The following is a 14,578-nucleotide window of genomic DNA, read 5'->3' on the forward strand; positions in this document are numbered from 1 at the left end:
GCATAGAACGGCTTTAATCGTTCCCATGGTGCATGAACGCAGCTCACCGGCCCGCCTGTCACCGAGCAGTTACGAAGAAGACATGCGGCTGCTGCTCGCGCCCCGACTCGCGTACTTCGCCGGGGTCGCCCGCCACGAGCATGTCACCAGGGCCGCACAGGAGCTCGGCGTGCCCCAGTCGACGCTCTCCCGCGCCATGGTCCGTCTCGAACAGGACCTGGGCGTGGCGCTGTTCACGCGCAAGGGCCGCACCGTGTCGCTGACAGCCGCGGGCCGCGACTTCCTGGCCTCGGTGGAGCGGGCCCTCGGCGAGGTCGAGCGGGCGGCGGAGTCGGTACGCGCGGACGCCGACCCGTCCGGGGGCAAGGTCGCCTTCGGCTTCCTGCACACCATGGGCTCCGAGACCGTGCCCGAGCTGATCCGGGCGTTCCGCGTCGACCACCCCCGGGTCCGCTTCACGCTGGTCCAGAACTACGGCGAGGCCATGATCGAGCGGCTCCGGGCCGGCGAGCTCGACCTCTGCCTCACCTCGCCGGTCCCGGACGCGCCGGACCTGGTCGCCCGGCGCCTCGACGAGCAGCGGCTGCGGCTCGTCGTCCCCGACGACCACCGGCTCGCCGGCCGCAAGCGCATCCGGCTGGCCGAGGCCGCGGACGAGACCTTCGTGACCCTCGAACCCGGCTACGGGCTGCGTCGCATCACCGACGCGCTGTGCGCCGAGGCGGGCTTCTCGCCGCGCGTCGCCTTCGAGGGCGAGGAGGCGGAGACGCTCCGCGGCCTGGTCGCCGCCGGCCTCGGCGTGGCGCTGCTGCCCCCGCCGGCGGTGCCGCGCCCCGGGGTGGTCGAACTGACGGTGACGGCACCGCGGGCGATCCGGGAGGTGGGGGTGGCGTGGCTGGACGGGCACCCGGACACCCCGCCGGTGGCGGCGTTCAAGAAGTTCCTGCTGTCGCGCCGGGGGAACCTGCTCCCGGACTGAGCGACCGGCACCGGTCCGGCCGGGTGGCCGCGGATGCTCCCACGCGCGCGCCCGACTCGGCGTTCGCGCGCCCGACTCGCCGCAGAGGCGCCCCCGTACCGCCGCCGGCGCAAGCCCCGTGCGGGCCCGGGCCGTCGGGCGCCCCCTCCCGCCGTCAGTGCCGCAACGCCCGCCCGAAGCCCGCGGCGAGGGGCATGCGGAGCCCCAGCGGCGGGGGCGCGGCGAGCGCGTCCGCGACGGGGCGGGCGTAGGCGCGCGAGAACAGCGAGCCGAGGACGAAGTCCGCGGCCAGCGCCTGGACTTCGGCCTGGTACTGCCGCAGTGCGTGCCCGTCCGAGTGGACCTCGAACCGGCAGGTGTCGCGGTTCGTCTTCTTCGCCCGCTCCGCCAGCCGGTACGACAGCTCCGGAGCGCTCCTCGCGTCGTTGGTGCCGTGCACGATCAGCACCCGGCGGCCCACGAGCTGCTTCACCGGTTCGGGGTCCGCCGCCATGTCGTTCTCCGGCAGCCAGGGGGCGAGCGCCAGCACCGAGTTGACGGCGGCGTGGCCGGCCGCGTGCAGGGCGGCGCGGCCCCCCATGCCCTGGCCGGCCAGGCACACGGGGATGTCGCCGTACCGCCGTACCGCCTCGTCCGCCGCCCGGGACGCGTCTGCCGCGAGTCGGGCGTCCGGGCCGTTCCAGCCGCGGCCGCGGTAGCGCACCACGTGCGCGGCGAGGCCGTCGGCGCGGCCCGCCCGGGCGAGCGAGCGCGCCAGCGGCAGCGCGGAGGCGTGGGAGAGGGTGGACGGGCCGCGTGCCGATTCGGGCTCGCCGTTCGGCAGCACCAGCACCACCGCGGTGACGACTCCGTCCGCCGAGTCCCCGAACGACCGGACCGCGCGGCCCAGCCCGGCCTGTGTATCGCCGCCGTTCCCCCGTTGCCCCCGCGCCACGTTCCCCTCGAACCGTGTACGGGCCGACTCCGCCGCGCCCGCCATACGCCCCCACCACCGGGGCAGTGCCTGGTGTGCCATCCCAGAACAGTCTCAGAAGGGCAGGTGTACGCCACCCGTCCGCACGGTCACTGTTACGTATCGACAGGTGATTCGTGCAGATGCCTTCTACGCGCGTAGGGAATAGAGTGCGCAGATGACGAGCCAGACACCCCACGCGTCCTCCGGGGGAAGCGCCCCCGGGCACCAGGGGCCCACCGCGGACCAGATCCGCCGCGCCCCCAAGGTTCTTCTGCACGACCACCTCGACGGCGGGCTGCGCCCCGGTACGGTCATCGACCTCGCCCGTGCCGTCGGCTACGACGCCCTGCCCGAGACCGAACCGGACAAACTCGGCGTCTGGTTCCACGAGGCCGCCGACTCCGGCTCCCTGGAGCGCTACCTGGAGACGTTCGCGCACACCTGCGCCGTCATGCAGACCCGGGAGGCCCTCAAGCGCGTCGCCGTCGAGTGCGCCGAGGACCTGGCCGAGGACGGCGTCGTCTACGCCGAGGTGCGCTACGCGCCGGAGCAGCACCTCGAAGCGGGGCTGACCCTGGAAGAGGTCGTCGAGGCCGTCAACGAGGGCTTCCGGGAGGGCGAACGCCGGGCCCGGGCCAACGGCCACCGCATCCGGGTGGGTGCCCTGCTGACCGCCATGCGGCACGCCGCCCGGGCCCTGGAGATCGCCGAGGTCGCCAACCGCTACCGCGACGAGGGTGTGGTGGGCTTCGACATCGCGGGCGCCGAGGCCGGCTACCCGCCCACCCGCCACCTCGACGCCTTCGAGTACCTCAAGCGGGAGAACAACCACTTCACGATCCACGCCGGGGAGGGGTTCGGGCTGCCGTCCATCTGGCAGGCCCTCCAGTGGTGCGGTGCCGACCGGCTCGGCCACGGCGTCCGCATCATCGACGACATCGACGTCGCCGCCGACGGCGGTGTGAAGCTGGGGCGGCTGGCGGCGTACGTCCGGGACAAGCGCATCCCGCTGGAGCTGTGCCCGACGTCCAATCTGCAGACGGGCGCCGCGTCCTCGTACGAGGAGCACCCCATCGGGCTGCTGCGCAGGCTGCACTTCCGGGCCACCGTCAACACGGACAACCGGCTGATGAGCAACACGAGTATGAGCCGTGAATTCGAGCTGCTGACCGGGACGTTCGGCTACACGCTCGACGACATGCAGTGGTTCACCGTCAATGCGATGAAATCGGCGTTCATTCCTTTTGATGAGCGACTCGCGATGATCAACGATGTCATCAAGCCGGGATACGCCGAACTCAGGTCCGAATGGCTCTTCCAGCAGACGGCCACGACCAGCGGTTCCTCCTCCGGACAGGGCTGAGTCGGGGAGATGCGAAAGCGGCCGGGAGTGTCAACTCCCGGTCCTTTTCCTTTTCCCGGCTGTTTGCGGGAGCCGGGACGCGCTGGCTAGCTTGCAAAGCCGTGCCATTCCCCTCCCCAAGGAAACCCACCTGATGAAGCAAGCTGCTGCCAAGACCCTCGGTGTCGCCGCCCTCGGCGCCGCCTTCGCCGCTGCCGCCGCCGGTTCCGCGTCGGCCACGACGGCCCTCCCCGACGTCGGCACACCGCTGGACGCCCTCTCCGCCGTCCAGCCGGCCGCGCTGCCCGCCGTCGAGGACGTCACCGGGCAGTCCGGTCCCCGGATCCTGCCCGCGCCCGCCCCGGTAGGCGGCCTGCTGGGCGGTCTGCCGGTCGGCGCGACGCCGCTGAACGGGCTCCCGCTGGACGGCCTTCCGCTGCCCATGTGAGCCGGGCGACCGCTCCCCGGGCGACTCGCGCGGGCGTCGCCCGTACGACCGGCGCGGGTGTCGCCCGTACGACCGAGGCGGACGGCGCCTGTGCGACTCGCGCCTGCGTCGCCCCCGTGACCCGGGCGGACGGCGCCTGTGCGACCCGCCCGGCCGGCCACCGGGGACGCCTGACGGCCCGAGCGCCGACGACACGGGGCGCGCACCCGGCAACCGGGTGCGCGCCCCCGCGCGTGGCCGCGGCGGCCGTCACCACGTGGTGGAGGCGGGCTTCTCCGCCGGCAGCAGCAGCCACAGCGCCAGGTAGATCAGGAACTGCGGGCCGGGCAGCAGGCAGGACACCAGGAAGATCACGCGCACGGTGGTCGCGGAGATGCCGAAGCGCCCCGCCAGCGCTGCGCACACTCCGCCGATCATCCTCCCCCCACTCCTCCGGAGCGGGCGGTGTCCCCAGTCGCGGGGACGGGTGAGTGCGGCCATGGTGGGCTCCTTCACGTGTCCTTCGCGGGAGCCGCTCCGTCGGGCTCCCGATGACTCCATCGTCACCCGGAACAAGCAGAACAAGCGTCGCTCTAGGGGGCGATCCCGACCCTGGGAATCTTCGGGGTGGGTCCCTGGGGGACGTCGTCGCTGCGCACCGGTCCCCGCCCCTTCCCGCGGCCCGCCGGGCGGCGCCCGGAGCCCCCGCGCCGCAGCCGGGCCCGCCCGGCGGGGACGACGAGAAGATGGGCCAGCGCCACCCCCGCGGTGTTGAGCAGCAGCGAGTCCACGTCGACGACCCGCCCCGGCACCGCGGTCTGGAGCAGTTCGATGCCCAGGGACAGCAGCGCTCCCGCCGCGACCGTACGCGCCAGCGAGGCCCAGGGGGAGACGGCGATCCTGCCGCCCGCCATCGGAAGCAGTACTCCGAGGGGTGCCAGCAGCAGCAGTCCCTCGCCGATCCGGCGGGCCCCCTCGACGGGTCCCGCCGCGAGGTCGGCCTTGATGCCCGCCAGCGGTTCCAGGTTCGCCGCCGTCACCCACGGCACGTCCAGCGGGCGGAGCGTCAGCCACGCCACGACGGCGAGATGTGCGAGGAGGAGGACGCCTCCCGCCACGCGGAAGCGGATGCCGGCACTACCGCCCGAACCTTGACGCTGCACGCCTCCCAAGACGCGAGGACCGGTGGGATCGGTTCCGCACGGACCCGCCCGTGTCGAGAGCCCCGCCGGAGCCGCCTCGGGAGCCGTGGCCGGGAGCGTCGCTCAGGAGGCCGGCGGCGTCGCCGGGCCCGCGGTCGGCGGGGCGGTGTCGGGCCGCTGCTTCACCGAGTCCGTGCAGCGGTAGCCGCGCGGCGTGTAGTCGCCCGGTCCGGCCAGGACCACCGTGCCGCTCCCGGCCGCCGCCGGGCTCTCCGCGAGTGTGCAGACGACCTGCGCCAGCGCCGCCGCCGGCAGGTCCTCGGGCTGGCGGCTCAGCCGCAGCGTGCCCGCGGGATCGCCGTCGCGCGGCGGGGAGACGGTCAGCGGCCCCCGTACCAGGCTCGCGAACCCGGCCTCCCGCTCGGGCCCCGAGGGCTGCTCCAGCAGCTCGCCGAGGAGCATCTGGGCGGTGCGCACCCGGTCTCCGGTCCGTCCCTCGGCGACCGGGACGGTACGGTCCACCGCCTCCAGCGCCGACGCGCACACCAGGTACACGCGCACCACGAGCTGCGGCTGCGTCGCGGTGGCGGTCTCCTTGCCTGAGAGCGTGCACGGCACCCGGGACGGCGCCGGGCCGGCGTCGACCGGAACCGCGGTCGTCCTGATGCCGCAGCCGGCGGCGGCGAGGGCGACGGCGCCCGCCAGGGCCGCGACCGCCCGGCGTACCCCGGGCCGGGGGGTGCCGCGCTTCGGACCGGCCGGGCCGGCGGCCGCCGCCCCGTCCGGTGCGGCGGTCCGGTGCGTCCCGCGTACTCGGCTCACCGCGCGTCGCCCTCCTCTCCCTGCCCGGCGCCCTGCCCGGCGTCCCGCCCGCCGTCGAGCTCGGTGCCGGCCCGCCCGTGGCCCTCCGGGGTGATGCCGGAGGCGTCGCGGGGCAGCCGCAGCACGAACACCGCACCGCCGTCGCCGTCCGTCGAGTTGGCCGCGGTGATGCCGCCGCCGTGGATCAGGGCGTTCTCCATCGCGATGGACAGCCCCAGCCCACTGCCCTCGGACCGCGGCCGTGAGGCGCTCGCCTTGTAGAACCGGTCGAAGACGTGCGGCAGCACCTCCTCCGGGATGCCCGGACCGTGGTCGCGCACCTCGATGAGCAGCTCCTCGCCCTCCGTGCGCACCGCCACCCGCACCGGCGAGCCGCCGTGCTTCAGCGCGTTGCCGATCAGATTGGCGAGTATCACGTCGAGGCGGCGCGGGTCGAGTCGGGCCATGATGCCGCGCTCCGCGTCGAGTTCGACGGCGTCCAGCCAGGCCCGTGCGTCGATGCAGGCGGTGACCTGGTCGGCGACGTCGACGTCGTCGAGGACCAGCCGGGCCGTACCCGCGTCGAAGCGGGTCACCTCCATCAGATTCTCCACCAGGTCGTTCAGCCGCCGTGTCTCGCTCACCACCAGCTCCACCGCCGGGGCGATCATCGGGTCGAGGGCGTCCTGTTCGCCCTCCAGGATCTCCGTCACCGCGGTCAGCGCGGTGAGCGGGGTACGCAGCTCGTGCGACATGTCGGCGACGAAGCGGCGGCTGGACTCCTCCCGCGCGCTCATGTCCGCCATCTTCTTCTCCAGCGACTCCGCCGCCTTGTTGAAGGTCCGCGACAGGTCCGCCAGCTCGTCCGTGCCGGACACCTGCAGCCGGGTGTCCAGCTTGCCCTCGCCGAGCTGCCGGGCCGCCTGCCCGAGCCGCTGGACCGGCTTGAGCACCGTCGTCGCGGCCGCCTGAGCCAGCAGCGCCGAGCCGGCCAGGGCCAGGGCCGTGGCGATGCCGAGCGACCAGGCCAGCGAGTTCAGGTCCTGGCGCTCCTGGTCGAGGGACTTGAGCAGGTAGCCGGTGGGACCGCCGCCGACGACGCGGGTACCGGCCACCAGATAGGGCGTGTCGCCCCGCTGGGTGCGCACCCAGAACAGGTGCGGCTGGTCGGTGACCGCCTTCCGGAGTTCCGCGGGCACGTCGCCGAGCGTGAAGACGTCCGGGTCGGAGGCGCCGACGATCGGCTTGCCGGCGGCCCGCTCCCCGAGCAGCAGCACGCTGTAGCCGGCGTCGCCGCCGGCCATCTGCTCGGCGGTGGTCTGGAGTTCCGCCTCCGTGGGCCGCGCCGGCAGCGACGCGGCACGGTTCTGCATCTGCTGCCGGAAGTCGCCGAGCGCCGCGTCCTGGGTACGGGTCAGCACCGCCTCGCGGTTCAGCCAGTACGCGATGCCGGACGCGGACACGGCGGCGGTCAGCGCGACCAGGCCGAAGACGACGACGAGGCGCAGCCGGAGACTGGTCCAGCCGAGCCCCGCGAGTATGGCCCTCTTCGCGGCACCGGTCACTGGGGAGTGTCCAGCCGGTAGCCCACACCTCTGACCGTGCGGATCAGCGTCGGCGAGGACGGGACGTCCTCCACCTTCGCCCGCAGCCGCTGGACGCAGGCGTCCACCAGACGGGAGTCGCCCAGGTAGTCGTGCTCCCAGACCAGGCGCAGCAGCTGCTGGCGGGACAGGGCCTGGCCGGGCCGGCGGCTCAGCTCCAGCAGGAGACGCAGCTCGGTCGGCGTGAGCTGCAGATCCTCGCCGTTCTTGGTGACCGTCATCGCGGAGCGGTCGATCACCAGCGAGCCGAAGGTCGCCGAGTCGGTGGACTCGCGCTCACCGCGCCGCAGCACGGCGCGGATCCGGGCGTCGAGGACCCGGCCCTGCACCGGTTTGACCACGTAGTCGTCGGCGCCCGACTCCAGGCCGACGACGACGTCGATGTCGTCGCTGCGCGCGGTCAGCAGGATGATCGGCAACTGGTCCGTGCGCCTGATCCGCCGGCACACCTCGAATCCGTCGATGCCGGGCAGCATCACATCCAGCACGATCAGGTCCGGCCGCTGCTCACGCAGCAGCTTCAGACCGTCCTCGCCCGTCGCCGCGGTGGCCACACGGTGGCCCTGGCGTGACAGCGAGAGTTCGAGCGCCGTGCGGATGGCGTCGTCGTCCTCGATCAGCAACAGGAAAGGCACGGAGGTCATTCTGGCCCATCGGGCCCCGACAGTTCGACCGCCGGACCGCCGCGGGCCCGTCCCACCGGGGACGAGGGGCCTGTGACAGGTCTGTGACAGTCGGCGGACAGCGGTGTGAAGTCCCCCGGGCAGAGTCTTCACCACGAGATGGGAACGGACTCCTGCCGACGGGGGGCGCGAGATGAACGCACTGCACAGCACCGCTTCGAACGCGGTTGTCACGCGTCTCCACGACGTCGTGCGGAACACCGAGAAGTCCGGCGCCGTGAACGTGCGGGGGTGCGTGCGCGGCGCCGGGCGTCAGCACAAGCCGTCGCCCGCGGAGCAGGTGCGTACGCCCTCCTGGATGACGGTGGTTGACGCGAAGGCCGAGGGGAGCCACGGGGGAAGCGCGTACGGGGAGGGCTCGGGGGAGCGGAGCGGTCCGGGCGAGCGGGCGGACGCCGAAGCGGCGTTCACCGCCTACGTCCGGGAGCGCCGCGCCTCCCTGTACGCGGCCGCGTACCACCTGACCGGTGACCGCTACGAGGCGGAGGACCTGCTGCAGAGCGCGCTGTTCTCCACCTACCGGGCGTGGGACCGGATCAGCGACAAGGCGGCGCTCGGCGGCTACCTGCGCAGGACGATGACGAACCTGCACATCAGCGCCTGGCGCCGGCGCAAGATCGACGAGTACCCGACCGAGGAGCTTCCGGAGACGGCGGGCGACACGGACGCGATGCGCGGCACGGAGCTGCGGGCGGTCCTGTGGCAGGCCCTGGCCCGGCTGCCCGAGCTGCAGCGCACGATGCTGGTGCTGCGCTACTACGAGGGCCGCACGGATCCGGAGATCGCGGACATCCTCGGCATCAGCGTCGGCACGGTGAAGTCGAGCATCTGGCGCTCCCTGCGCCGGATGCGCGAGGACGGGGCGCTCAGCTTCGGCCGTGACGAGGAGGAGTCCTTCGGCGAGCTGGTGGCCTGAAGGCGGCACGGGGGACCGCGGGAACGACTGGGGGCCACGGGGGGCCACGGGGGACCGCGGGAACGACGGGGGAAGAAGCGGGGGGACCGCGGGGGAAGGTGAAGCGGGGCCGTACCGGGCCGGGGGATCCGGTACGGCCCCGCCCACCGGCGACCCCGTCGCCAGGCCCGATCGCGGGTCGGTGCACCTGGCGGCGGCAGGCGGCCCGGGCACCGATCGGGCGGTCAGGCCGGCGGGTCGTGCCGGCGCGGCGCTCCGCATCCGGTCCGGATCACCGCGCGCACGGGGGGCCACTCACCAGGCGGCGGCCAGGCGGCGCTGAAGCTCCTCCTCCGAGAGGTCTTCCACATGCGTCAGGAACACCCATATGTGACCCGACGGGTCCTTGAGGATCACGGTGCGGTCGCCGTGGAACATGTCCTTCGGCGGCTGGAGGATCTCGGCGCCGGCGGCTGCCGCGCGTTCAGCCAGGCTGTCGACGTCCGGCACGAAGACGTGCAGCGTGACGGTCGTGCCTCCGCCGAGCGAGGCCGGCGCGGCGAAGGAGGCGGCCTCCGCCTCGTCCAGGCTGGCGTCGCCCAGCATCAGGGTCGACCGTCCGACGGTGATCTCGGCGTGCAGAATCCCGCCGCCCGGAGCGCCGACCCTGACGTCCTCACGGGCGCCGAACGCCCGCTGGTAGAAGTCGATCGCCGCGGCGGCGTCGTCGACCATGATGTGCGGGATCACGGCATGGCGGTAGCGGTCGGGGATCTCGATGCGGGCTGTGCGCTCGGTCACGGCGAAGCTCCTTGAAAGCGCCGCTGGTCGGTTCCTGCGGCTCTGGAAGGAACCTAGGAGCTCAAGTTCGGTTGAGGTCAAGCGTCGATGGGGGCCCTGCGGGCACGCACCTGCCGGCCGGAGGGCACCGCCGACGCCGTGAGTGCTCCGCCGCCGGGTCGTTCCCACCGGCCGATCGCCCGGCTCACGGGCGAGGGGCCCGCTGCGGGGCGTCGCGATCCGCGGTGAGCCGTCGAACGTCCCCGGTCCACCGCGTCCGGTGCCGCCCCCGGGCCCCTGTCCCGGTGTCCCGGCGGGCGGCGGGGAGCCCGCCGCGCGCCCCTGCTACACCGGTTCCCCGGCGGGGACGCGGCAGCGGTCCGCGGCGGCGGCGAGGCGGCCGAGGGCCTCGTCCGCGCCGCAGGGGTGGGCGCCCAGGGCCGCCTGGCGTGTCACGATGCCGCGTTCCGCGCGCATCAGCCGCCAGCCGCGCCGCAGCAGGAAGGGCACGGACTTGCGGCTCTCCCGCAGATCCCGCACCAGGCGGCGGCGGAACGTCGTCGAGGGCCGTCCGCGCAGGCACAGGGCGTCCGCCAGGATGCCGAGTTCCCGGCAGCGGTCCGCGATGTCCGCGGCGAAGATGCCCTCCGCGACGAAGAGCGGGGCGCGGGAGATGTCGACGGTCTCACGGCCGGTCCGCGAGCTGGTGGCGATGTCGTACACGGGAACCGTCGTCCGCCCGGTGCGGCACAGTTCGGCGACCGCGTGGACCGCGGCGTCGGCGTCCCAGGAGGCGGGGGAGTCCCAGTCGACGGCCGCGGTGCCCGCCATCAGCGGGAGGCTCGGGTCGTCCCCCTCCTTGTAGAAGTCGTCGAGGCGCAGCACCGGGAGGCCGGAGCGGGCGGCGAGGGACGATTTTCCGGAACCGGAGGGCCCGGACAGCAGGACGACGCGCGTCGGCGGGGGTTGGGAACTCACGGGACACCAGTGTGAGGCATTGACCCGTGCAGGGGATCCCCCCGAGGTCCGGTTGGTATCGAGCATCACATCGCAACTACGCTGCGTCGTCGACCGGTTACTTCTGGAGGCAGGATTCCCATGGCAGGCACGAAGTTGCTCAGGGCGGCCGGGCTGGCCGCGACCGCGCTGGGCGCGGCGCTCGGCGCCGGGGCCGCACCGGCCCAGGCGGCGCCCGCGGACGGCCACGACCCGGCGGCCGTGAACGCCCTCGCGGACACCGTCGGGTACGTCGGCGCACCCGTCGAGAGCGTTCCGCTGAACCCGCTCGCGCACACCGGTGTGGACCCGCTCGACAACGGAGTCGGCACACAGGTCGCCGACTTCCAGGCGCTCGACACCCGGCACGTCACCGGCTCCCTGGGCAGCCCGCGGGAGATCCCGGCCGCCGGTCCGCTGCTCGGCGGGCTGATCCCGGGCTGACGCCGCGGACGCGCGGCGGCCGCTGCGACGGGCCGCACCCCGGGCGGACCGGGGGCGCACCGCGGCGGGCCCGCGGGGGTGATCCCCCGCGGGCCCGTCGCCCTGCCGCGCGGTGCACCGGGCGGCGCGGCGGCCCGTTCGGCGGCCGCGGTGCCCGTGGGACGCGTCAGTACGCGGAGCCTGAGGCCCCCAGCGAACCCGTCGGGTGCCAGACCGTCTTGGTCTCCAGGAAGGCCGTCATCCGGTCCGTGCCGGGGTCGGCCGTCCAGTCCTCGGCGCGGGGGCGCAGTACCCGCTTGAGGTTGTCCGCGGCGGCGGTCTCCAGCTCCGCGGCGAGTTCCGCCCCGGCTCCGGTGAGGTCGATCGCGTTGACGTCCTGGTGCGCGGCCAGCGGCGCGGCGATCTCGGCCGTGCGGCCGGAGAGGACGTTGACCACTCCGCCGGGAAGGTCGGACGTGGCCAGCACCTCGCCGAGCGACAGCGCCGGCAGCGGTGCCCGCTCCGAGGCGACGACCACAGCCGTGTTGCCCGTCGCGATCACGGGGGCGATCACCGAGACCAGTCCGAGGAAGGAAGACTCCTGCGGGGCGAGCACGGTGACCACACCGGTCGGCTCGGGCGTCGACAGGTTGAAGTACGGGCCCGCGACCGGGTTCGCCCCGCCGACGACCTGGCCGATCTTGTCCGTCCAGCCCGCGTACCAGACCCAGCGGTCGATCGCGGCGTCCACGACCGCGCCCGCCTTGGACTTCGACAGGCCCTCGGCGTCGGCCACCTCGCGGACGAACTGCTCCCTGCGGCCCTCCAGCATCTCGGCGACGCGGTAGAGGACCTGGCCCCGGTTGTAGGCCGTCGCGCCCGACCAGCCGCCGAACGCCTTGCGCGCGGCGACGACCGCGTCCCGGGCGTCCTTGCGGGAGGAGAGGGGCGCGTTGGCCAGCCACCTGCCCTTGCCCTTGCCCGCCGCGCCGGAGGCTGATGTCGCTGTGGTCACCTCGTACACCCGGCCGCTCTCGCTGCGGGGGAACTTGCCCCCGACGTACAGCTTGTAGGTCTTGAAGACGGACAGACGCGTCGACTCAGACATCGAGGTAGGCCTCCAGACCGTGGCGGCCGCCCTCGCGGCCGAAGCCCGACTCCTTGTATCCGCCGAAGGGCGAGGTCGGGTCGAACTTGTTGAAGGTGTTGGCCCACACGACACCCGCGCGGAGCTTGCTCGCCACCGCGAGGATGCGGGAGCCCTTCTCCGTCCAGATGCCCGCGGACAGGCCGTACTGGCTGTTGTTGGCCTTGGCGACGGCCTCGTCCGGGGTCCGGAACGTCAGCACCGACAGCACCGGCCCGAAGATCTCGTCACGGGCGATGGTGTGGGCCTGGGTGACGTTGGTGAACAGCGTCGGGGCGAACCAGTAGCCGGCCGACGGCAGTTCGCACGGTGCCGTCCAGCGCTCGGCGCCCTCGGCCTCGCCGGTCTCGGCGAGGGCCGTGATCCGGGCCAGCTGCTCGGCCGAGTTGATGGCGCCGATGTCGGTGTTCTTGTCCAGCGGGTCGCCGAGGCGCAGCGTGGACAGCCGCCGCTTCAGGGAGTCCAGCAGCTCGTCCTGGATCGACTCCTGCACCAGGAGGCGGGAGCCCGCGCAGCAGACCTGGCCCTGGTTGAAGAAGATGCCGCCGACGATGCCCTCGACGGCCTGGTCGATGGGGGCGTCGTCGAAGACGATGTTGGCGCCCTTGCCGCCCAGCTCCAGCGTGAGCTTCTTGTCCGTGCCCGCGACCTCGCGGGCGATGGCCTTGCCGACCCCGGTGGAACCGGTGAAGGCCACCTTGTTCACGTCCGGGTGGGCGACGAGCGCCGCGCCCGCGTCGCCGTAACCGGGGACGATGTTGACGACGCCCTTGGGCAGTCCGGCCTGGCGGCAGACGTCGGCGAAGAACAGCGCGGACAGCGGGGTGGTCTCGGCGGGCTTCAGCACCACCGTGTTGCCGGTGGCGAGCGCCGGGGCGATCTTCCACGCCAGCATCAGCAGCGGGAAGTTCCAGGGGATGACCTGGCCGGCGACGCCGAGCGGCCGGGGGTCGGGCCCGTACCCCGCGTGGCCGAGCTTGTCCGCCCAGCCCGCGTAGTAGAAGAAGTGCGCCGCGACCAGCGGGAGGTCGGCGTCGCGGGTCTCCCTGATCGGCTTGCCGTTGTCCAGCGTCTCCAGGACGGCGAGCTCGCGCGAGCGCTCCTGGATGATCCGGGCGATGCGGAAGAGGTACTTGGCGCGCTCGGAGCCCGGCAGCGCGGACCACTTCGCGAACGCCTTGCGTGCCGCCCCCACCGCGCGGTCGATGTCCTCGGCGCCCGCCCGGGCGACCTCGGACAGGACCTCCTCGGTGGAGGGGGAGACGGTCTTGAAGACCTGTCCGTCGGCGGCGTCGGTGAACTCGCCGTCGATGAAGAGGCCGTACGACGGGGCGATGTCGACGACCGACCGCGACTCGGGTGCGGGTGCGTACTCGAACGCCGAAAGCTTGTCCATGGTCATGGGTCTCAGTCCACCGTCACGTAGTCGGGGCCGGAGTAGCGGCCGGTCGCCAGCTTCTGGCGCTGCATCAGCAGGTCGTTCAGCAGGCTGGACGCGCCGAACCGGAACCAGTGGTTGTCCAGCCAGTCCTGGCCCGCGGTCTCGTTGACGAGCACCAGGAACTTGATGGCGTCCTTGCTGGTGCGGATGCCGCCGGCGGGCTTCACGCCGACCTGCACGCCGGTCTGCGCGCGGAAGTCGCGGACGGCCTCCAGCATGAGCAGGGTGTTGGCCGGGGTCGCGTTGACGGCGACCTTCCCGGTCGACGTCTTGATGAAGTCGGCGCCGGCCATCATGCCGAGCCAGGAGGCGCGGCGGATGTTGTCGTACGTGGAGAGCTCGCCGGTCTCGAAGATGACCTTCAGCCGGGCCGCGCCCGAGGCCTCCTTCACGGCGCGGATCTCCTCGAAGACCTTCATGTAGTCGCCCGCGAGGAAGGCGCCGCGGTCGATCACCATGTCGATCTCGTCGGCCCCGGCCTCGACGGCGTCGCGGGTGTCCGCGAGCTTGACGTCCAGTGCGGCGCGGCCGGCGGGGAAGGCGGTGGCGACGGAGGCGACCTTCACGTCCGCCCCGCCCAGTGCGGCCTTGGCGGTGGCCACCATGTCGGGGTAGACGCAGACGGCGGCCGTCGCCGGCGTGCCGCGGTCGGTCGGATCGGGATTGACGGCCTTGGCGGCGAGCGCCCGGACCTTGCCCGGGGTGTCCGCGCCTTCCAGCGTCGTCAGGTCGATCATCGAGATGGCCAGGTCGATGGCGTACGCCTTGGCCGTCGTCTTGATCGAGCGGGTGCCGAGAGACGCGGCGCGCGCTTCCAGGCCGACAGGATCGACCCCGGGCAGCCCGTGCAGGAAGCGGCGCAGTGCGCTGTCGGACGAGGTCACGTCAGCGAATGCAGGTGCAATGGTGGGCATGGTCACCAGACCAGCATATCTACGCGCGTAGCAACCTGTACAGGGGGCA

16 protein-coding genes are annotated in these 14,578 nt (G+C 73.3%); 5 read left to right on the forward strand and 11 right to left on the reverse strand.

Annotated elements, in window-relative coordinates; genetic code table 11:
- Nucleotides 1–25 precede the first annotated feature (25 nt).
- Nucleotides 26–979 carry a LysR family transcriptional regulator gene (locus tag DDW44_RS18915; RefSeq protein WP_026281572.1) on the forward strand — a complete coding sequence of 318 codons (954 nt, stop codon included), beginning with the start codon at nucleotides 26–28 and terminating at the stop codon, nucleotides 977–979.
- Between the two features lie 154 nt (nucleotides 980–1,133).
- Here DDW44_RS18915 and DDW44_RS18920 read toward each other — a convergent pair whose 3' ends face one another.
- On the reverse strand, nucleotides 1,134–1,814 hold the full coding sequence (locus DDW44_RS18920; protein ID WP_026281571.1) for an alpha/beta hydrolase: 681 nt from the start codon (nucleotides 1,812–1,814) through the stop codon (nucleotides 1,134–1,136).
- Between the two features lie 295 nt (nucleotides 1,815–2,109).
- Between DDW44_RS18920 and DDW44_RS18925 the strand changes: the two genes are divergently transcribed.
- Together DDW44_RS18925 and DDW44_RS18930 are read left to right on the forward strand one after the other, a co-directional pair.
- Nucleotides 2,110–3,297: an adenosine deaminase gene (locus tag DDW44_RS18925; RefSeq protein WP_017946419.1), complete on the forward strand. Its 1,188-nt coding sequence runs from the start codon at nucleotides 2,110–2,112 to the stop codon at nucleotides 3,295–3,297.
- 133 nt (nucleotides 3,298–3,430) lie between these two features.
- On the forward strand, nucleotides 3,431–3,724 hold the full coding sequence (locus DDW44_RS18930) for a hypothetical protein (protein ID WP_108907155.1): 294 nt from the start codon (nucleotides 3,431–3,433) through the stop codon (nucleotides 3,722–3,724).
- 249 nt (nucleotides 3,725–3,973) lie between these two features.
- Here the strand turns inward: DDW44_RS18930 and DDW44_RS18935 are convergent, their stop codons facing one another.
- The 5 genes from DDW44_RS18935 to afsQ1 all read right to left on the reverse strand — a co-directional run bounded on the left by DDW44_RS18935 (nucleotide 3,974) and on the right by afsQ1 (nucleotide 7,885).
- Nucleotides 3,974–4,204: a PspC domain-containing protein gene (locus DDW44_RS18935; protein ID WP_026165055.1), complete on the reverse strand. Its 231-nt coding sequence runs from the start codon at nucleotides 4,202–4,204 to the stop codon at nucleotides 3,974–3,976.
- Between the two features lie 92 nt (nucleotides 4,205–4,296).
- Nucleotides 4,297–4,821 carry a VanZ family protein gene (locus DDW44_RS18940; protein WP_244224062.1) on the reverse strand — a complete coding sequence of 175 codons (525 nt, stop codon included), beginning with the start codon at nucleotides 4,819–4,821 and terminating at the stop codon, nucleotides 4,297–4,299.
- A gap of 147 nt (nucleotides 4,822–4,968) precedes the next feature.
- Nucleotides 4,969–5,667: a hypothetical protein gene (locus tag DDW44_RS18945; protein ID WP_108907157.1), complete on the reverse strand. Its 699-nt coding sequence runs from the start codon at nucleotides 5,665–5,667 to the stop codon at nucleotides 4,969–4,971.
- Entirely contained in the window at nucleotides 5,664–7,211 is a 1,548-nt protein-coding gene (locus tag DDW44_RS18950) for a sensor histidine kinase (protein WP_108907158.1), read from the reverse strand. The genes DDW44_RS18945 and DDW44_RS18950 overlap by 4 nt, the downstream gene beginning before the upstream one ends.
- Nucleotides 7,208–7,885 (reverse strand): two-component system response regulator AfsQ1, encoded by a 678-nt coding sequence (gene afsQ1, locus DDW44_RS18955; protein WP_026165053.1) that lies wholly within the window; start codon nucleotides 7,883–7,885, stop codon nucleotides 7,208–7,210. The genes DDW44_RS18950 and afsQ1 overlap by 4 nt, the downstream gene beginning before the upstream one ends.
- A gap of 181 nt (nucleotides 7,886–8,066) precedes the next feature.
- Here afsQ1 and DDW44_RS18960 point away from each other — a divergent pair, with 181 nt between their 5' ends.
- Nucleotides 8,067–8,849 (forward strand): SigE family RNA polymerase sigma factor, encoded by a 783-nt coding sequence (locus DDW44_RS18960; protein ID WP_018889206.1) that lies wholly within the window; start codon nucleotides 8,067–8,069, stop codon nucleotides 8,847–8,849.
- A gap of 294 nt (nucleotides 8,850–9,143) precedes the next feature.
- Here DDW44_RS18960 and DDW44_RS18965 read toward each other — a convergent pair whose 3' ends face one another.
- Both DDW44_RS18965 and DDW44_RS18970 read right to left on the reverse strand, forming a co-directional pair.
- Nucleotides 9,144–9,629: a VOC family protein gene (locus DDW44_RS18965; protein ID WP_108907159.1), complete on the reverse strand. Its 486-nt coding sequence runs from the start codon at nucleotides 9,627–9,629 to the stop codon at nucleotides 9,144–9,146.
- Nucleotides 9,630–9,953: 324 nt separating this feature from the next.
- Entirely contained in the window at nucleotides 9,954–10,652 is a 699-nt protein-coding gene (locus tag DDW44_RS18970) for a uridine kinase (protein WP_208647978.1), read from the reverse strand.
- Between the two features lie 54 nt (nucleotides 10,653–10,706).
- Here DDW44_RS18970 and DDW44_RS18975 point away from each other — a divergent pair, with 54 nt between their 5' ends.
- Complete coding sequence (locus DDW44_RS18975; protein ID WP_108907161.1) at nucleotides 10,707–11,048, forward strand: hypothetical protein; 342 nt, start codon at nucleotides 10,707–10,709, stop codon at nucleotides 11,046–11,048.
- Nucleotides 11,049–11,214: 166 nt separating this feature from the next.
- On the opposite strand, the gene DDW44_RS18980 is transcribed toward DDW44_RS18975, so the two are convergent.
- Genes DDW44_RS18980 through deoC form a run of 3 tightly spaced genes read right to left on the reverse strand, consistent with a single transcriptional unit; the run spans nucleotide 11,215 to nucleotide 14,529 of the window.
- Nucleotides 11,215–12,135: an aldehyde dehydrogenase family protein gene (locus DDW44_RS18980; protein ID WP_017946408.1), complete on the reverse strand. Its 921-nt coding sequence runs from the start codon at nucleotides 12,133–12,135 to the stop codon at nucleotides 11,215–11,217.
- Nucleotides 12,128–13,570, reverse strand: coding sequence for an aldehyde dehydrogenase family protein (locus tag DDW44_RS18985; RefSeq protein WP_170814673.1), 1,443 nt, complete (start codon nucleotides 13,568–13,570; stop codon nucleotides 12,128–12,130). The genes DDW44_RS18980 and DDW44_RS18985 overlap by 8 nt, the downstream gene beginning before the upstream one ends.
- 11 nt (nucleotides 13,571–13,581) lie before the next feature.
- Nucleotides 13,582–14,529, reverse strand: a complete 948-nt coding sequence (deoC, locus tag DDW44_RS18990) for a deoxyribose-phosphate aldolase (protein WP_108907162.1) — start codon at nucleotides 14,527–14,529, stop codon at nucleotides 13,582–13,584.
- Between the last annotated feature and the right edge of the window lie 49 nt (nucleotides 14,530–14,578).

It is taken from the genome of Streptomyces tirandamycinicus (genome assembly GCF_003097515.1).
Classification (GTDB): domain Bacteria; phylum Actinomycetota; class Actinomycetes; order Streptomycetales; family Streptomycetaceae; genus Streptomyces; species Streptomyces tirandamycinicus.